The sequence below is a fragment of the Mariniflexile fucanivorans genome (assembly GCF_004341235.1).
Lineage (GTDB): Bacteria > Bacteroidota > Bacteroidia > Flavobacteriales > Flavobacteriaceae > Mariniflexile > Mariniflexile fucanivorans.
This window is the reverse complement of the sequence record NZ_SLUP01000001.1, coordinates 199585-216135: the sequence shown is the minus strand read 5'-3', so window position 1 is coordinate 216135 and position 16551 is coordinate 199585. Positions and strand designations below refer to the sequence as shown.

The following is a 16551-nucleotide window of genomic DNA, read 5'->3' as shown; positions in this document are numbered from 1 at the left end:
GAATGAAACCAGAAACCCTCAATTTTTTTGATAAAGTTTATGAAATTGCAAAACAAATACCTTATGGTCGCGTAACAAGTTATGGCGCTATAGCAACCTATTTAGGTGCTGCAAGAAGCGCGCGTATGGTTGGGTATGCTATGAATGGTTCGGTAGGTAAAGATGTGCCAGCACACCGCGTTGTAAACCGAAAAGGTTTGCTTACAGGCAAGCACCATTTTGATGGAACCAATTTAATGCAACAACTTTTAGAAAGTGAAGGCATTGAGGTTAATGAAAACCAAATCCAAAATTTTGAAAACGTTTTTTGGAGCCCTTCAAAGGAATTGTGATTGTTTTTTTTATTTCTGAAAATCCACATAGTTCTATACAAAAAAATATCATAAAAACTTCTAACTTATGTCATCTGTCTTCCGTCTTTAATGATTATATTTGTATATTAGAATGATTCTTAATTAACATATAAAAATAATAGAATTTTTAAAGGTTTAGTCTTATTGAATGCTCTTTTAAATTTTATTACATCCATTACATATTACATAAAAAATGAAGCTTAATAAACAAGACATACTTAAAGCACTAGAAACTATTACAGTTGGAGGTGAAGGAAAAAATATGGTTGAAAGTGGTGCAGTAACCAACGTTATCACTTTTGGCGATGAGGTTATTGTAGATATTACTATTACAAACCCAAGCTTACAAGCTAAAAAGCGTACTGAAGTCGATATTTTAAAAACCATACACGAGCAGGTTTACGAAAAAGCTAAGATAACAGTTAACGTAAAAGTTGATGCACCTGCAACACCAAAAGCAAACGTTATTAAAGGAAGCCCAATTCCTGGGATTCAAAATATAGTAGCGGTAGCATCTGGAAAAGGTGGTGTAGGTAAATCTACAGTAACATCTAATTTAGCAGTAACTTTATCAAAAATGGGTTTTAAAGTAGGTGTATTAGACGCCGATATTTACGGGCCATCCATCCCAATTATGTTTGATGTAGAAGCTGAAAGACCTTTAGCCGTAAATATTGATGGGAAATCTAAAATGAAACCAGTTGAAAATTATGGAGTAAAAGTGTTGTCCATTGGGTTTTTTACACAACCAGACCAAGCCGTAGTTTGGCGAGGTCCTATGGCAGCAAAAGCTTTAAATCAAATGATTTTTGATGCCCATTGGGGAGAACTTGATTTTTTATTAATTGATTTACCTCCAGGAACTGGCGATATTCATTTAAGTATCATGCAATCATTGCCTATTACAGGAGCAGTTGTAGTTAGTACACCACAAAACGTGGCATTAGCCGATGCTAAAAAAGGTGTTGCTATGTTTCAACAAGAAAGCATTGATGTGCCCGTATTAGGGATTATTGAAAATATGGCATACTTTACTCCAGAAGAATTGCCTGAAAATAAATATTATATTTTTGGGAAAGAAGGTGCCAAAAACCTAGCCGAAGATTTAAATATACCATTTTTAGGAGAACTTCCTTTAGTGCAAAGTATTAGAGAAGCAGGCGATGTTGGTCGTCCAGCAGCGTTACAAACAGGAACTCCACTAGAAGAAGCTTTTGAAAAATTAGCTCAAAATGTAGTGGAAGAGGTTGTAAGACGTAACGACGATTTACCACCTACCGAAGCTATAAAAATTACAACTATGGCTGGATGTTCATCAGTTAAAAAGAAATAAATGACAACAAAAGAAGTTAGAGAGAATGTTGAAAAAGCACTAGATGAAATTCGCCCTTTCCTGCAAAGTGATGGAGGTGATATTAGGTTGTTGTCTATTGAAGAAAATGACACCTTGGTGAAAGTTCAATTGGAAGGTGCATGCGTAGGCTGTAGCGTAAACCAGATGACACTAAAATCGGGTGTTGAAATGACCATAAAAAAGTACGCGCCCCAAATAGAGCGCGTACTTAATATACAATAGAGTTTAAATGGTTATTTTTGAATAACCATTTTTTTTATCCCTTAAATTATTTTTTCTTCTCTTAGAAGGGTGTCTAAGCTATTTGCAACATCATAGCAATTACTAACTTTAGAAACTTCGTTGCAAAATTTGTCATTCATGTTATTGCCTGTACAATTAAATTCTGATAAGTTAACTTTTTCGAATTTTTTATTTATTTTTTTACATTGCTTGTAAAGACTATCAATAGTATTATATTTTGAGGTCTCTATTCCTTTTTTTATAAGATAACCTCTTAAATAATTTTCTATGGCAAATTGAGAATTTTTACATACTAAAAAAGTAACAATATCTTCTTCCGGTTTAAATAACTCCTTATCTGCTTGGTTCAATTTTTGGGCTGCATCCAGTAAATGCTTGTTGGCGTCATTTTCCATAATATTATTTTAGTGTTTATTCTAAAATTAAAAATTCTCCATGCTATAAATTAATAGCACGGAGAACCTTCAAGTTTAGTTTGTTATTACATATCTCTATAAAGTTCCAAACGTTCCCATTTAGAATGAACTTCATCTTGAGCTTGAGTTAATAATTCAGCTCCTAATGTTGCATTTTCTTTAACCACTCTAGTAAAACGTGATTCGTTATACATAAAGTCGCTTAAAGGGATGCTTGGCGCTTTAGAATCTAGACTAAACCTTTTTCCTTTTGGTTTAGAAGGATTAAATCTAAATAATGGCCAATATCCAGAATCTACAGCTTTTTCTTGTTGTTTAATAGCATGTTTCAATTCGTAACCATGCTCGCCACAATGTGAATAAGCGATAATTAATGATGGTCCAGGATACTCTGCTGCTTCTTGAATAGCTTTAAGAGACTGCATGTCTTTGGCTCCCATCGCTATTTGAGCAACATATACGTTTCCGTAAGAAATTGCTTGTAAAGCCATGCTCTTTTTGCTTGTTTTTTTACCGCCAATAGTAAATTTGGCACTAGCTCCAAGAGGTGTAGATTTAGATGCTTGTCCACCCGTGTTCGAATAAACTTCGGTATCCATTACCAAAATATTAATATCCTCTCCGGTTGATAAAACGTGATCAACACCACCGTAACCAATATCATAAGCCCAACCATCGCCACCAAATATCCAAACCGCTTTTTGGCGTAAATATTCAGTTAGTTGATTTAATTTAAGTGCTTCGTCTGTGTTAATAACTTCTAAAGCTTTCTTAAGTGTTGCAATATCGGCATGTTTTTTAGCTTTTTCAACTTCAGTTACTTCAGGATTATTTAAAATGGCTTCAACCAATTCACTACCAACTGAAGATTCTAACGATTTCAATAAATCAACCGCTATTTCTTGTTTTTTAGTAAGTGCGAGTTTCATACCTAAACCAAATTCAGCATTATCTTCAAATAAAGAGTTTGCCCAAGCTGGTCCTCTACCAAATTCATTCTTTTTGTAAGGAGTTGTTGGTAAGTTTCCACCATAAATTGAAGAACATCCTGTTGCGTTGGCTATCATAATACTATCGCCATACAACTGCGTAATCATTTTTATGTAAGGTGTTTCACCACATCCAGAACAAGCTCCAGAGAATTCAAATAATGGTTCTAAGAATTGTGATCCTTTTAAATTAGTAATCTGTAATGCCGTTCTATCATTATAAGGTAGGGTAACAAAGTGATCCCAATTTACATTTTCTACTTCATCAACTTCAATTTTCTTATGCATATTAATAGCTTTGAAGTTTTCGTCCTCTTTAGAAACTGCTGGACAAATTTCCACACAAAGATCACAACCTGTACAATCTTCTGGTGATACTTGTAAAATGTAAGAATCATTTTCTTTAGAGAATGGTCTACCTATTGCTGGCACACTTTTTAAAGAAGTTGGGAAACTAGCTAAATCTTCGTTAGAAACTACTTTAGAACGAATTGCTGCGTGAGGACAAATGGCGACACATTTATTACATTGTGTACACAAATCGGCATCATCCCAAATAGGAATAAAATCTGCAATTCCACTTTTTTCGTATTGGGTAGTTCCAGTAGGGAAGGTTCCATCTACGGTGAAGGCACTTACAGGAAGTTCGTCTCCAAATCCAGCTAATATTTTTTCTAAAACATCTGTAACAAATCCATCAGGCGCATTTCTCATGGCCGATGCTAATTGTTTTTCGCTTGTTAAAGTTTTTGGATAATCTACTTGGAATAAATTTTCTAATGCTTTATCAACCGCATTAAAGTTCATTTTAACCACTTTTTCTCCTTTATGAGAATATGATTTTACAATGGCGCCTTTAATTTTTTCGATAGCCTCTTCTCTTGGTAAAATTCCAGAAATGGCAAAGAAACACGTTTGTAAAACAGTATTTGCACGTTTACCAAGTTTTGCATCATGCGCCACTTGAGTAGCATCAATAACATAAAACTTAATTTCTTTTTCAATAATTCCTTTTTGAATTTGAATAGGTAATACATCCCAAATTTCATCTTTAGTATAAGGAGAATTCAATAAGAAAGTTCCGCCATGTTTTAATTCGGAAATCATATCGAATTTTTCAATAAAATTAAATTTATGGCTGGCGATGAAATCGGCTTTATCTACTAAATAGTTTGAATTAATTGGTTCTGGACCAAAGCGTAAATGCGAAATAGTTTGTGCGCCAGCTTTTTTAGAGTCGTATACAAAGTATCCTTGTACATAGTTATCTGTGGTTTCGCCAATAATTTTAATTGAGTTTTTGTTGGCTCCTACAGTTCCATCAGAACCTAAACCATAAAACATACAATTAATAGTTTTAGTTTTTGTGTCGAATGACGGATCGAAGTATAAACTTGTAAAAGTCACATCATCATTAATACCTATAGTGAAGTGATTTTTAGGTTTTTTATTTAATAATTCATCATAAATTCCTTTAACCATTGCTGGTGTAAATTCTTTTGATGATAATCCATAACGTCCTGCAACAACAATTGGCATGTCTCTGTCACTTTCATTAAGGGCGGTAACAATATCTAGGTAAAGTGGGTCGCCAACGCTTCCTGGTTCTTTAGTTCTATCTAAAACAGCTATTTTAGTAACTGTTTTTGGTAAAGCATCAACAAAAGCTGCTATAGAGAAAGGTTTAAACAAGCGTACAAAGATAACACCTACTTTTTCGCCATCGGCCAACATAACTTCTAAAGCTTCTTTTACAGGGCCTTCTGCAGAACCCATAATTATAATAACGCGTTCTGCTTCAGGGTGTCCTAAATAATCAAACAAATTGTATCTACGTCCTGTGTGTTCAAAGAACTCGTCCATCGTTTCTTGAACGATTCCAGGTACTTTGTCATAAAATAAATTACAAGCTTCTCTAGCTTGGAAAAATACATCAGGATTTTGAGTAGATCCTCTTAAAACGGGATTATCAGGATCTAAAGATCTCTTTCTATGAGCCATTACCTCAGGCTCTGGCATCATCGTTTTAATAACGCTGTCTGGAATACCATCAATTTTAGAAATTTCATGCGAGGTTCTAAAACCATCGAAAATATTTAAAAAAGGCACTCTTGATTTTAAAGTTGCTACTTGAGAAATCAATGCAAAATCATGTGCTTCTTGCACAGAACCACCAAATAACATAGCGAACCCTGTTTGACGGCAAGCCATAACATCGGAGTGGTCTCCAAAAATTGATAAAGCATGTGTTGCTATAGTTCTAGCTGCAACGTGTATAACGCAAGGCAATAATTCACCGGCGATTTTATACATATTAGGAATCATTAACAATAAACCTTGTGAGGCCGTAAAAGTAGTAGTTAACGCTCCTGCTTGTAATGACCCATGAACAGCTCCTGCTGCACCACCCTCACTTTGCATTTCCACAATTCGTGGTGTGTTTTCCCAAATATTTTTTTTCCCTTTCGAACTATAAAGTTCGGCATGTTCTCCCATAGGTGACGACGGTGTAATGGGGTAAATAGCACAAACCTCGTTTGTTTTATGCGCTATAATAGCCACCGCCTCGTTGCCATCACATATTAGTTTTTCGAATTTTTTTTCCATGATAAATATTAAGTTTAAATCGAATTTATATAGTATAAGAAAGGTGAAAATTAGTAACTATATGAATTAAATTATATGATTTATATCAGTTAATGGTTAATAATGAAGCTTTTGCATGTTAATTTAGAATAAATGTACAAGAAGCTTGAAGTTTGTTTTGTTGTATAAAAAGATAAAGGAGCTATTAATTTTTAAATAGCTCCTTGTAAAAATATCTCTTACTTAAATTACTCTTGATGTAACCAAGCTTTTTTCGCTAATAAAACATCTTCGCTTTCAACAACATTTACATCAGGAATACAACAGTCAACAGGACATACTGAAGCACATTGTGGTTCATCATGAAATCCTACACATTCTGTACATTTTCCTGGTACTATGAAATAGAAGTCGTCAGATAATGGTTCGTTCTTTTCGCTAGCATCCATTTCATCCCCATTAGGGAGTTTTATATTGCCGCTTAAAGCAGTTTCATCTGAATAAGCCCATTCTTGAGAAGGTTCGTAAATTGCGTTATTTGGACACTCAACAATACAAGCATCACAATTAATACATTCATCGGTTATAATAATTGCCATAATATAATTTATTTAGATGTGTAAAATTATGTTTCATTTTAGTTTATAAATATGATTTTTGTCACCTTTAAAAATAAAAATGAAAATTATATTTGGAGATTAGGTTCTAAGATTTAGATTTTTTTTCATTCAATTGAATTATCATGGCAGATATTAAAACTACAAAGAAAAAAAAGCTACAACACGAAATATTGGATGCTGTAGTTATAAGATTTGTTGGAGATTCTGGAGATGGTATGCAGTTTACGGGAACCCAATTTTCGGGCACCTCTGCTATGTTTGGTAATGATATTGCCACATTTCCCAATTACCCATCCGAAATTAGAGCACCCCAAGGCAGTCTTTATGGCGTATCTGGGTTTCAAGTGCATATTGGAAGCGTAGAAGTTAGTACCCCAGGTGATAACGTAGATTTATTGGTGGCCATGAATCCTGCGGGTTTGAAAACGAATTTGTTTGCAGTAAAAGCGGGTCATACTATTATTGTAGATACTGATGCTTTTACTAAGAAGAATTTAGATAAAGCAAAATATGAAACCAACCCTCTAGAGGATGGTAGTTTAAATAATTATAGGGTAATTGAAGTTGCGATGACTTCCTTAACCAAAGCCGCTTTAAAAGATGTTTCTGGAATAGATAATAAGATTATTACACGAAGCAAAAATATGTTTGCACTAGGCATGGTATATTGGATGTATCATCGCTCTGTTCAACATACCATCGATTTTTTTAATAAGAAATTCAGCAAAGAACCTACTTTAATTGAATCTAATGTAAAGGTTTTAAATGCTGGTTATTTTTATGCGGAAACTTTAGAACTGATACCAAATGTGTATAGTATTGCACCCGCAAAATTACCTGAAGGCACCTATAGAATTATTATGGGGAACACTGCAACCGCTTGGGGGTTTTTAGCAGCTGCCGAAAAATCGGGGTTGGAATTGTTCTTAGGGTCTTACCCAATTACTCCTGCTACCGATATTTTGCACGAATTGGTGAAACATAAACATTTTGGGGTAAAGGCCTTTCAAGCTGAAGATGAAATAGCGGGTATCGCATCTGCCATTGGTGCCTCATTCGCTGGCGATTTGGCTTTAACTACAACCTCGGGTCCTGGACTTGCTTTAAAAGGTGAAGCTTTAGGTTTGGCTATGATGGTGGAATTACCACTTGTGGTTGTAAATGTACAACGTGGTGGTCCTTCAACGGGATTGCCAACAAAAACCGAACAATCAGATCTATTACAAGCCATGTATGGAAGAAACGGTGAAAGCCCCGTAATTGTAATAGCGGCTAGCACACCTGCAAATTGTTTCGACTTTGCATACCAAGCCTGCAAATTAACTTTAGAACACATGACGCCTGTTATATTGCTAACAGATGGTTATATAGCCAATGGTTCGGCTCCTTGGAAAATCAAAAGTGTTGCCGATATGCCTGAAATAAAAAACAACCTCATAAAAGAAGTTAAGGAAAATTGGCATCCGTATGATAGAGATGAAAATACTTTAGCTAGAAATTGGGCTGTTCCAGGAACTTTTGGGTTAGAACATAGAATAGGCGGTTTAGAAAAAGATAAAGTGACAGGAAATGTGTCGTATGTTCCAGAAAATCATGAATACATGACCAAAATTAGAGCCGAAAAAATTAAGCGTGTCCAAAATTATATCCCAGATGTGAAAACAGAATTTGCTAATGAAGGCGATTTGTTGGTAATAGGTTGGGGTGGTACTTATGGCTCCCTACATTCGGCGGTAAAAGAAATTAATAAAGAAGGCTATAAGTCTATTGGTTTTGCGCATTTCAATTATTTGAATCCGCTTCCTAAAAACACAGAAACGGTATTAAAAGCGTTTAAGAAAATTATTGTTTGCGAATTAAACAGCGGACAATTTGCTAAAGTTTTAAGAATAAACTTTAATGGTTTTGAATTTTTGCAATACAATAAGGTACAGGGTTTGCCTTTTGGGAATGATGAATTAATTCAGAAATTTAAACAATTAGTAAAATAGTCATGGAAACAACAGCTATAGAAAAATATACGTTTAAAGATTTTGCTAGCGATCAGGAAGTGAGATGGTGTCCTGGTTGTGATGATTACGTCATTTTAAGAGCTATGCAAAAAGCCCTTCCGGAAATGGGCGTAAAAAAAGAAGATGTTGTATTTATTTCTGGTATTGGATGTTCTTCACGCTTTCCCTATTATATGGATTGTTACGGTATGCATGGCATCCATGGACGCGCTCCAGCAATTGCTTCTGGTGTTAAGTTGGCCAACCCTAATTTAAGTGTTTGGGTAATTACAGGCGACGGTGATTCTATGGCTATTGGCGGAAACCATTTTATTCATGTGCTAAGAAGAAATATCGATTTAAATATTGTTCTTTTTAACAACGAAATTTATGGTTTAACTAAAGGGCAGTTTTCCCCAACATCGTTGGTCGGTCAAAAAACAAAATCATCACCTTACGGAAATACCCAACCACCTTTTCAACCTGGCGAATTGGCTATTGGTGCCCAAGCACGTTATTTTGCTCGATTAGGAGGAAATACGCCTAAAGAGATGACAGAAGTATTTATTGATGCCGAAAAATTCAACGGAACTTCTTTAATTGAAATATTACAAAATTGCGTTATTTTTAATGATGGATGCTATTCAAAATACACCGACAAAGATGTTCGTGAGGATAAACAGTTGTATGTTGAAGATGGCAAACCAATGATTTTTGGAAAAAACAGAAATAAAGGTTTGGTGTTAAATGGCTTGAAATTAGAAGTTGCAACCATTGGTGAGAATGGCATCACAGAGAACCATATTTTAGTACATAGCGCCAATGAAAAAGACCCAACCTTGCACCAAATGTTGGTACGATTGGAATATCCTTTAGTAACAGGAATTATAAGACGTTTTGAAGATATTACTTTAGAAGAAAGAGAAGATGCTTTGACTAAAGAAGTGAAATCTAGATCAAAATTTAAGAAAACGGATGATCTTTTCTTTTCTGGTGAAACCTATAAAGTGCATCAAGCACCTTTAAAATAAGGTAAACTAAGCCTTACAAAAAAAGCAAATTATACATAATATTATTAAATATTGTGTCACCTTATAGCCAGTCGGAAAGGTTCTTGTAATCGATAAATTCTATGGGTTTCAGCTTGCTTTGTAAAACTAGCACATTTCAGAATATATTTTTAAAAAGTTTATGCTCAATTTGATATTAAGCATAAGTTTTTTGATTCTTAATTTCTGCCTAAATACTTTTAAGCTTCTTTAAACTAAAGCTGTAAAACCTAAAAAAGCTAAAGATAAAAGTCCCGCCACTAACAAATTTATGGGTACACCTTTCATTACTTTTGGAAGGTCGGCAAGTTCTAAATGTTCTCTAATACTAGCAAAAACAATTAATGCCAATGCAAATCCAAGCGAGTTTGATATAGCGTAAAAAACAGCTTTCAATAGGCTGCCGTTGTCCAAACCTAAAGCTAAAATAGCCACACCTAAAACCGCACAATTTGTTGTAATTAAAGGAAGAAAAACACCTAAAGCTTGGTAAAGTGCTGGACTTACTTTTTTAAGGATGATTTCAACCATTTGAACTAAAGCAGCAATAACTAAAATAAAGGATATGGTTCTTAAATAATCCAATCCTGCTGGTATTAAAACATATTGATGCAATAGGTAGGTAACGGTTGTGGCAATCGTCATAACAAATAATACAGCACCAGACATACCAACCGATGTTGAAACTTTATTGGAAACACCTAAAAACGGACAAATGCCTAAAAATTGTGATAATACTATATTGTTTACAAATACGGCAGCTATGAGTATAATTACATAATCCATATCTAAATTGTTTTATTTGTTAATTTATTAAAAAGAACAGTTAAATAAGCTAATGCTATAAATGCTCCAGGAGGTAAAATGAACAAGATGAAGGTGTTCGCGTTATCTGGAACAAATTTCAATCCGAATAAACTACCACTTCCTAAAATTTCCCGAACTGCTCCTAAAACAGTTAAGGCCATTATGAAGCCAATACCCATGCCTAAAGCATCGAGAATAGAGGCCATTATATTATTCTTTGATGCAAATGCTTCTGCGCGTCCTAAAATGATACAGTTTACTACAATTAACGGAATAAAAATCCCTAATTGTTCATATAGAAAAGGCACGAATGCTTCCAAAATCATTTCAACGACTGTAACGAAGGATGCAATAATAATGATGAATGCTGGAATACGAACTTTAGCTGGAATTACGTTTTTTACTAGCGATACTGCTACATTCGACATTAACAATACAAATGCCGTAGCAATGCCCATGCCCAATCCGTTATAAGCTGATGAGGTAACCCCCAATGTAGGACACATCCCCAATAACATAACGAAAATGGGGTTTTCTTTTATAATGCCCTTTAAGAAATTTTGCTTTTGATTTAGTATTTCGGCCATAACTTAATTTTTTAATTCAATTAATGAACCATTGTTTTTTATAAAGGCATCGTAAGCCATTTGGGTAGCATCACAGAATGCTCTGGATGAAATGGTAGCACCGGTTAATGCATCTACATCACCACCATCTTTTTTAACTTTCAGTTTAAAAGTTGAAATATTCACACCTTTAAATTGTTGTAGAAATTTATCTTCAGTCAATTTTGTTCCTAAACCTGGGGTTTCTTTTTGTTCTAAAACTACCACGTTCTCAATCTCGCCAGTAGGTTTAAAACCAATCATGATTTTAATTAAACCACTAAAACCTTTATCGGTAGTTCCAATAACGGCAGCACCAACAAATTCATTTTTTAAATAGGCAGGATATATTTCAACGCTATCGGCAACCGCTTCAGATTTTATAAGTTTCATATCTTCAACAGGGTTGTTATCAAAATCAGGTAATACCAATTTTAAGGCATTTACTTTTTTCTCTAATTTTGCCTTTGCTTTTGGTGCAATGGTTAAATCGTTTACAAACCCCAATGAAAATCCAGATATAACAGTAATTATCAAAAGTGATAATAGCATTCCTAAAAAAGAGGATTCTTTCTTACTCATAATTACACAATTTTAGCTTTTATTTTAGCACCAAACCTTTTTGGTTTAAAATAGGTATTGATTAATGGTACAAAGGCATTCATAATTAAAATAGCAAACGAGATACCTTCAGGATACGCGCCAAAAAGTCGAATAATAACGGTAATGGCTCCAATGCCAATTGCGAAAATTACCATCCCTTTTTTGGTCATTGGGCTAGTAACTAAATCTGTTGCCATATAAAATGCTCCAAGAATAGCGCCTCCAGATAAAATATGAATGACAGGGCTAGCATAGTGTTCAGGGTCTATAAACCAGAAAATGCCCGTCATAACCGCCATAGTTGCCAATACGGTAACAGGAATATGCCATGAAATAACTTTTTTATACAGTAGGTATAAGCCTCCTAATAATAACGCTAATGCCGATATTTCACCTATCGAACCGCCAGTAAAACCTAAAAGCATATTGGTAGTATTGGGTAATTGAGCACCTATTTCCGTCATCGTTTTACCAAAAAGTAAACCTTCCTTAATAACACCCAAAGATGTTGCTCCTGTAACGGCATCTACAATATTGGTGTTGTTTACAATGGCTGTTGGCCACATGGTCATTTGTACAGGAAAGGATACCAATAAGAATACTCGACCTACTAATGCAGGGTTAAAAATATTGAAACCCAAACCTCCAAAAGAAAGTTTTGCAATACCAATAGCTACTAAACTACCCACAATAACCATCCAAATTGGAAGGTTTGAAGGTAAATTGAAAGCCAATAATATTCCCGTTAGTAAAGCGGAGCCATCGGTTATGGTGACGGCCGTTTTAAAAAGATATTTCTGAATGCCGTATTCAAAAAGTAAACAGGAAATAATGGCAACAGACGTTACGATTAAGGCGCTAACACCGAATACATAGACAGAAACCAAAAAAGCAGGTATTAAGGCGATGATAACATCGTACATGAGTTTTTTTGAAGTTCTATCGGAATGGACGTGCGGAGAAGCAGATACAATAATAGGTTGCTCGCTCATAATTAATTTTTAGCGGTATTTAATTTTTTAACAATTTGTTTTCCGAAGCGTATATAATCTAATAAAGGACGATGTGAAGGGCACACATAACTACAAGAACCACATTCAATACAGGTCATTATATCTTCAGCGGAAGCTTTTTCATACATGCCTTTTTCTGAAAGATTCATTAATAAGTGTGGTTCTAATCCCATAGGGCATACAAAAACACATTCCCCACAACGGATACAGTTTTTTGGCTCGCCTCTGCTGGCTTCATCTTCATTAATTACTAAAATTCCTGATGTTCCTTTGGTTACAGGAACATCTGTGTTTTTTATAGCTTTTCCCATCATAGGGCCACCATTCACTATTTTACGAGTACCTTCTGGTAACCCTCCAACTTCATTTACTAAATCGGTAATTGGCGTACCTATTTTTACCCAATAGTTTGCTGGATTTTCTAATTTTTTACCAGTAACGGTAACAACACGTTCCGTAAGCGGTATGTTATGTTGAATGGCTTGATAAATGGCGAAAATAGTACCAACATTATGTACAATAACACCAACATCTAATGGTAATCCGTTTTTAGGAACTTCTCTATTTAAAATAGCTCTTACCAATTGTTTTTCGCCACCTTGCGGATATTTAACTTGTAAGGCGGCTACTTTAATTTTTTCGTTGTTTTGAGTCAATTTCTTAAAGATGTCTATCGCATCTTTTTTATTGTTTTCAATACCAATAACTGCTTTGTTTATATGTAGCGCATGCATTAAAATTTCTATGCCTACTATAATTTCTTCTGCTTTTTCCAGCATTAAACGATGGTCTGCGGTTAAATACGGTTCGCATTCTACACCATTTATTATAAGGTGGTCCAAAACGGTACCTTCCTTAACACTCAATTTTACATGCGAAGGAAATGTTGCGCCACCTAAACCTACAATACCATAATCATTTATTTTTTGAAGGATGGCTTTAGGTTCTAAGGTAATATCTTTAATTAAAGGATAATCAACCTCTTGAAAATTGGCTTCATTTTTTGGGTCGGTCCTAATAATGATACATTGTTTTTTGTAACCAGAAGTATCAATGATAAGGTCCAATTTGGTAACGGTTCCTGCAACGGGAGAATGTACATTTGAAGAAACAAAACCACCAGATTTAGCAATAACCTGACCGATTTCAACCGTGTCTTTTACATTAACAATTATTTCTGCAGGGATACCAATATGTTGTGATATGGGAACATATACAACCTTGGGCACCGTCATTCTTTTAATGCTTTTGGAAGATGTTATCTTGTTTTCTGGAGGATGAACACCACCTTTAGGAAATGTTTTAAGCATCGGTTTTTATTTTTTCAGGTTCAACAATGGCTTCAACCTTTTTTACTTTTTTTGGGGGAAAATTGGTTTCTATAATCGAATGCGTTGGACACACTTCTACACATTTTCTGCATAATGTACAAGTAATAGGATCTATATAAGCCAAATTATTCAGCATGGTTATGGCATCTTTAGGGCAAATATCTTCACATTTAGAGCACCCAATACACGCCACATCGCACGATTTTTTCGCAATTCCTGCTTTGTCTTCGTTCAAGCAACCCACAAATATTTTTAAATCTTTTTTGTGTTTTGGTCGCATTTCAATAATATCCCTTGGGCAAGCTTCTGCACAGGCACCGCATGAGGTACATTTATCGGTGATTACCACTGGTAGCCCTGTAGCTTCATCCATATACATGGCGTCAAACTTACAAACAGCAACACAATCGCCATCGCCTAAACATCCATATTGGCAATCGGTTTCACCACTATAAATCATAGCAGAAATGGCACAATTTCTGGGGCCTTGATATTCAGTGGTTTTGGGTCGTACATCGCAGGCACCTTGACAGCGAATCACGGCTAGCGTAGGCTCTTTTTCGGCCACTTGTTTGCCTAAAACTTCAGCAACCATTTTCATAACGGCATTACCGCCAACGGGGCAAAAAAGATCTGAGATATCTTCTGTTTTAACTAATTTTTCAGCAAATGCCTTACATCCCGGTGAGCCACAACCTCCGCAGTTGGCTGCCGGTAAAATGGCATCAACCTCACCTATTAAAGGATCTTCATAAACATAAAACTTTTTTGAAACCAAGTAGAGTACCACGGCTGCAATTATTCCTAAGGAAGCTAATAAGAAAATACTATATAAAACTGATTCCGACATATTCATTAAGTTTTTATAATAGAAATTTTAAATACACTTTTAAGCGCATTTTTCATTAGATAGAGTGTTAAGTAATAAGGTATTAAAATAATAAGGGATACTATGCCAGCGAGCCATTCTTTTAAAAAGTTGGATGCTAGTATTAAAGTGGCAAACATTAAAATAAATGGAAATACATATGCCCAAAATACAGCCTTTAAACCCAATGTTTTTTTTAGTTCAACGGTAACTGTTTCGTTAATTTTAAAAGTATCGGTAGTGTTAAGAATTTCAATTTCTTTGGTATTAGATTCTGAAATTCCACAACTTGCTTTTGCACGACATGATTCGCAGTGAACATTCTGTTCCAAAGACACCATAACAGAGTCCCCGGCTATTTTTGAAATAGTACCGGAATGGACAAAAGTATTTTCATTTGACAAATGCAAACTCATAACTGCATAACTTTTAAAAATAGTGTGTGAAATTAGTGCTTTCATGTATGTAATTATATGATTTATGTCATGTCCAAAATTGATTATTAATTGTAATTATATTCAGAAATAAAATACAAAAATGCTGTTAAGTACCGTGGTTACTGTGTTTTTGTTTAGTCTATCAATTTAGTAGGATTAATAGTTTTTTTGATTTTTTTTACTTATTTTTGCCAACTAATATTTATAAAATGGCAGATATTACAATTAAAATAACCGATAGAGCAGGTGTTGCACATACGTTGCAGGCTCCAACAGATATGGCGATGAACCTTATGGAGGTTGTTAGATCTTATGAGTTAGCCCCAGAAGGTACCATAGGTGTTTGTGGTGGTATGGCGATGTGTGCTTCTTGCCAATGTTATGTGTTAAGTAATACCGAATTACCTGAAATGACCGATGATGAAGAAGCGATGCTTTCTGAAGCGTTTGATGTTAAAGCAAATAGCCGATTGGGCTGCCAAATACAAATGACGAAGGATATGGAAGGTCTTGAGGTAGAACTAGCACCAGAATGCTAATGAAATTCCTTTAAGGCAGAAACTACTTTTTTTTAAATAACTGAAAATTTCATTTGAGTCTTTAGGGTGTTACTACTCCCAATAGCTATTGAGTGGCTAGACTTGTAGGTTGTAATCTATTGGGTTTGTTGTTTTTGCTTTCGCAAAAACAACAAACCCAATAGATTTATAATGCAAATGCTGAGTAATCACGATTTCAATTTAGAATATTTTGCAAAATGAATTCTTAACTCAATCATCGAACTTGGTTATTTAAAAAGAGCTTTTTACTTATTAATAAGGGCAATTTTCATGTTCACGGTGTCCATAAAGGGGTGTAAATATTCTGGCACATTGTTTTTCATTTGGTCTATTCTCCAGCTACTAACAACACCATTTTTTGAATATTCAATATAAAGACCACCACCATCGGCACAATCGGGACAACCAATTATCTCTTCTTTTTCATCTAATAACTTTGTTGGAAAAGCATCTACTAAATCTTTAACAGCTTCAAATTTAGCGTTATCTAATACTTCAAAATTAAACGGTTTGCTGGCATAATTGTCGTTTGAATCTTCGTATAAATTTTCATTTGTTAGCTTAAATATTTCAACACAGTTTTCACCAATGCAAAACCCGTAAAAATGCCCGAATATTAAATAATCACCATCGTATACCTGAATTTCATCTTTAGAACTGCAACCATAAATAAAAATGGATACTAATATTAGTAAAATTATTTTTTTCATTTGAGTCTATATTTCT

Annotated in this window: 17 protein-coding genes; 6 read left to right on the top strand and 11 right to left on the bottom strand. The window is 34.7% G+C overall.

All coding sequences use genetic code 11. The features are described from left to right. Positions 1-2: 2 nt before the first annotated feature. The 3 genes from EV196_RS00980 to EV196_RS00970 all read left to right on the top strand — a co-directional run bounded on the left by EV196_RS00980 (position 3) and on the right by EV196_RS00970 (position 1929). Complete coding sequence (locus EV196_RS00980) at positions 3-332, top strand: MGMT family protein (protein WP_132213978.1); 330 nt, start codon at positions 3-5, stop codon at positions 330-332. Positions 333-546: 214 nt separating this feature from the next. Then, a complete protein-coding gene (locus EV196_RS00975) occupies positions 547-1686 on the top strand; it encodes an Mrp/NBP35 family ATP-binding protein (protein WP_132213976.1) in 1140 nt (379 codons plus the stop codon). Next, positions 1687-1929, top strand: a complete 243-nt coding sequence (locus tag EV196_RS00970) for a NifU family protein (protein ID WP_132213974.1) — start codon at positions 1687-1689, stop codon at positions 1927-1929. Between the two features lie 41 nt (positions 1930-1970). Here EV196_RS00970 and EV196_RS00965 read toward each other — a convergent pair whose 3' ends face one another. From EV196_RS00965 to EV196_RS00955, 3 genes are all read right to left on the bottom strand, one after another. After that, entirely contained in the window at positions 1971-2345 is a 375-nt protein-coding gene (locus EV196_RS00965; RefSeq protein WP_132213972.1) for a HEPN domain-containing protein, read from the bottom strand. Positions 2346-2431: 86 nt separating this feature from the next. After that, the gene (gene nifJ / locus EV196_RS00960; RefSeq protein ID WP_132213970.1) at positions 2432-5962 is read right to left on the bottom strand and encodes a pyruvate:ferredoxin (flavodoxin) oxidoreductase; all 3531 of its coding nucleotides are present in this window, start codon (positions 5960-5962) and stop codon (positions 2432-2434) included. Positions 5963-6189: 227 nt separating this feature from the next. Continuing rightward, positions 6190-6540: a 4Fe-4S binding protein gene (locus EV196_RS00955; RefSeq protein WP_132213968.1), complete on the bottom strand. Its 351-nt coding sequence runs from the start codon at positions 6538-6540 to the stop codon at positions 6190-6192. Positions 6541-6683: 143 nt separating this feature from the next. On the opposite strand from EV196_RS00955, the gene EV196_RS00950 reads away from it, so the two are divergent. Both EV196_RS00950 and EV196_RS00945 read left to right on the top strand, forming a co-directional pair. After that, positions 6684-8552 (top strand): 2-oxoacid:acceptor oxidoreductase subunit alpha, encoded by a 1869-nt coding sequence (locus EV196_RS00950; protein WP_132213966.1) that lies wholly within the window; start codon positions 6684-6686, stop codon positions 8550-8552. A gap of 2 nt (positions 8553-8554) precedes the next feature. Next, on the top strand, positions 8555-9583 hold the full coding sequence (locus EV196_RS00945) for a 2-oxoacid:ferredoxin oxidoreductase subunit beta (RefSeq protein WP_132213964.1): 1029 nt from the start codon (positions 8555-8557) through the stop codon (positions 9581-9583). A gap of 228 nt (positions 9584-9811) precedes the next feature. Here the strand turns inward: EV196_RS00945 and EV196_RS00940 are convergent, their stop codons facing one another. From EV196_RS00940 to EV196_RS00910, 7 genes are read right to left on the bottom strand one after another with little or no spacing between them, the layout of a single operon-like run. Continuing rightward, positions 9812-10387 carry an electron transport complex protein RnfA gene (locus EV196_RS00940; RefSeq protein WP_132213962.1) on the bottom strand — a complete coding sequence of 192 codons (576 nt, stop codon included), beginning with the start codon at positions 10385-10387 and terminating at the stop codon, positions 9812-9814. A gap of 2 nt (positions 10388-10389) precedes the next feature. Then, positions 10390-10995, bottom strand: coding sequence for an RnfABCDGE type electron transport complex subunit E (locus tag EV196_RS00935; protein ID WP_132213960.1), 606 nt, complete (start codon positions 10993-10995; stop codon positions 10390-10392). 3 nt (positions 10996-10998) lie between these two features. Then, positions 10999-11595 (bottom strand): RnfABCDGE type electron transport complex subunit G, encoded by a 597-nt coding sequence (locus EV196_RS00930; protein ID WP_132213958.1) that lies wholly within the window; start codon positions 11593-11595, stop codon positions 10999-11001. 2 nt (positions 11596-11597) lie between these two features. Further along, the gene (locus tag EV196_RS00925) at positions 11598-12608 is read right to left on the bottom strand and encodes an RnfABCDGE type electron transport complex subunit D (protein ID WP_132213956.1); all 1011 of its coding nucleotides are present in this window, start codon (positions 12606-12608) and stop codon (positions 11598-11600) included. Between the two features lie 2 nt (positions 12609-12610). Further along, a complete protein-coding gene (rsxC, locus tag EV196_RS00920) occupies positions 12611-13939 on the bottom strand; it encodes an electron transport complex subunit RsxC (RefSeq protein WP_132213954.1) in 1329 nt (442 codons plus the stop codon). Continuing rightward, complete coding sequence (locus EV196_RS00915) at positions 13932-14810, bottom strand: Fe-S cluster domain-containing protein (RefSeq protein ID WP_243652148.1); 879 nt, start codon at positions 14808-14810, stop codon at positions 13932-13934. Before EV196_RS00915 ends, rsxC begins: the two co-directional genes overlap by 8 nt. A 5-nt stretch (positions 14811-14815) precedes the next feature. After that, positions 14816-15289, bottom strand: coding sequence for a SoxR reducing system RseC family protein (locus tag EV196_RS00910; protein ID WP_132213950.1), 474 nt, complete (start codon positions 15287-15289; stop codon positions 14816-14818). Positions 15290-15474: 185 nt separating this feature from the next. On the opposite strand from EV196_RS00910, the gene EV196_RS00905 reads away from it, so the two are divergent. Beyond that, positions 15475-15804, top strand: coding sequence for a 2Fe-2S iron-sulfur cluster-binding family protein (locus tag EV196_RS00905; RefSeq protein WP_132213948.1), 330 nt, complete (start codon positions 15475-15477; stop codon positions 15802-15804). Positions 15805-16070: 266 nt separating this feature from the next. Here EV196_RS00905 and EV196_RS00900 read toward each other — a convergent pair whose 3' ends face one another. Further along, positions 16071-16535: a hypothetical protein gene (locus tag EV196_RS00900; RefSeq protein WP_132213946.1), complete on the bottom strand. Its 465-nt coding sequence runs from the start codon at positions 16533-16535 to the stop codon at positions 16071-16073. Between the last annotated feature and the right edge of the window lie 16 nt (positions 16536-16551).

Bases quoted from the DNA above. Each gene is read 5' to 3' on its own strand.
- EV196_RS00975 (WP_132213976.1), top strand. From the start codon at position 547: ATGAAGCTTAATAAACAAGACATACTTAAAGCACTAGAAACTATTACA.
- EV196_RS00940 (WP_132213962.1), bottom strand. From the start codon at position 10,387: ATGGATTATGTAATTATACTCATAGCTGCCGTATTTGTAAACAATATA.
- EV196_RS00955 (WP_132213968.1), bottom strand. From the start codon at position 6,540: ATGGCAATTATTATAACCGATGAATGTATTAATTGTGATGCTTGTATT.
- EV196_RS00970 (WP_132213974.1), top strand. From the start codon at position 1,687: ATGACAACAAAAGAAGTTAGAGAGAATGTTGAAAAAGCACTAGATGAA.
- EV196_RS00930 (WP_132213958.1), bottom strand. From the start codon at position 11,595: ATGAGTAAGAAAGAATCCTCTTTTTTAGGAATGCTATTATCACTTTTG.
- EV196_RS00950 (WP_132213966.1), top strand. From the start codon at position 6,684: ATGGCAGATATTAAAACTACAAAGAAAAAAAAGCTACAACACGAAATA.
- EV196_RS00945 (WP_132213964.1), top strand. From the start codon at position 8,555: ATGGAAACAACAGCTATAGAAAAATATACGTTTAAAGATTTTGCTAGC.
- EV196_RS00925 (WP_132213956.1), bottom strand. From the start codon at position 12,608: ATGAGCGAGCAACCTATTATTGTATCTGCTTCTCCGCACGTCCATTCC.
- EV196_RS00980 (WP_132213978.1), top strand. From the start codon at position 3: ATGAAACCAGAAACCCTCAATTTTTTTGATAAAGTTTATGAAATTGCA.
- EV196_RS00935 (WP_132213960.1), bottom strand. From the start codon at position 10,995: ATGGCCGAAATACTAAATCAAAAGCAAAATTTCTTAAAGGGCATTATA.
- EV196_RS00915 (WP_243652148.1), bottom strand. From the start codon at position 14,810: ATGTCGGAATCAGTTTTATATAGTATTTTCTTATTAGCTTCCTTAGGA.
- nifJ (WP_132213970.1), bottom strand. From the start codon at position 5,962: ATGGAAAAAAAATTCGAAAAACTAATATGTGATGGCAACGAGGCGGTG.
- rsxC (WP_132213954.1), bottom strand. From the start codon at position 13,939: ATGCTTAAAACATTTCCTAAAGGTGGTGTTCATCCTCCAGAAAACAAG.
- EV196_RS00905 (WP_132213948.1), top strand. From the start codon at position 15,475: ATGGCAGATATTACAATTAAAATAACCGATAGAGCAGGTGTTGCACAT.
- EV196_RS00965 (WP_132213972.1), bottom strand. From the start codon at position 2,345: ATGGAAAATGACGCCAACAAGCATTTACTGGATGCAGCCCAAAAATTG.
- EV196_RS00910 (WP_132213950.1), bottom strand. From the start codon at position 15,289: ATGAAAGCACTAATTTCACACACTATTTTTAAAAGTTATGCAGTTATG.
- EV196_RS00900 (WP_132213946.1), bottom strand. From the start codon at position 16,535: ATGAAAAAAATAATTTTACTAATATTAGTATCCATTTTTATTTATGGT.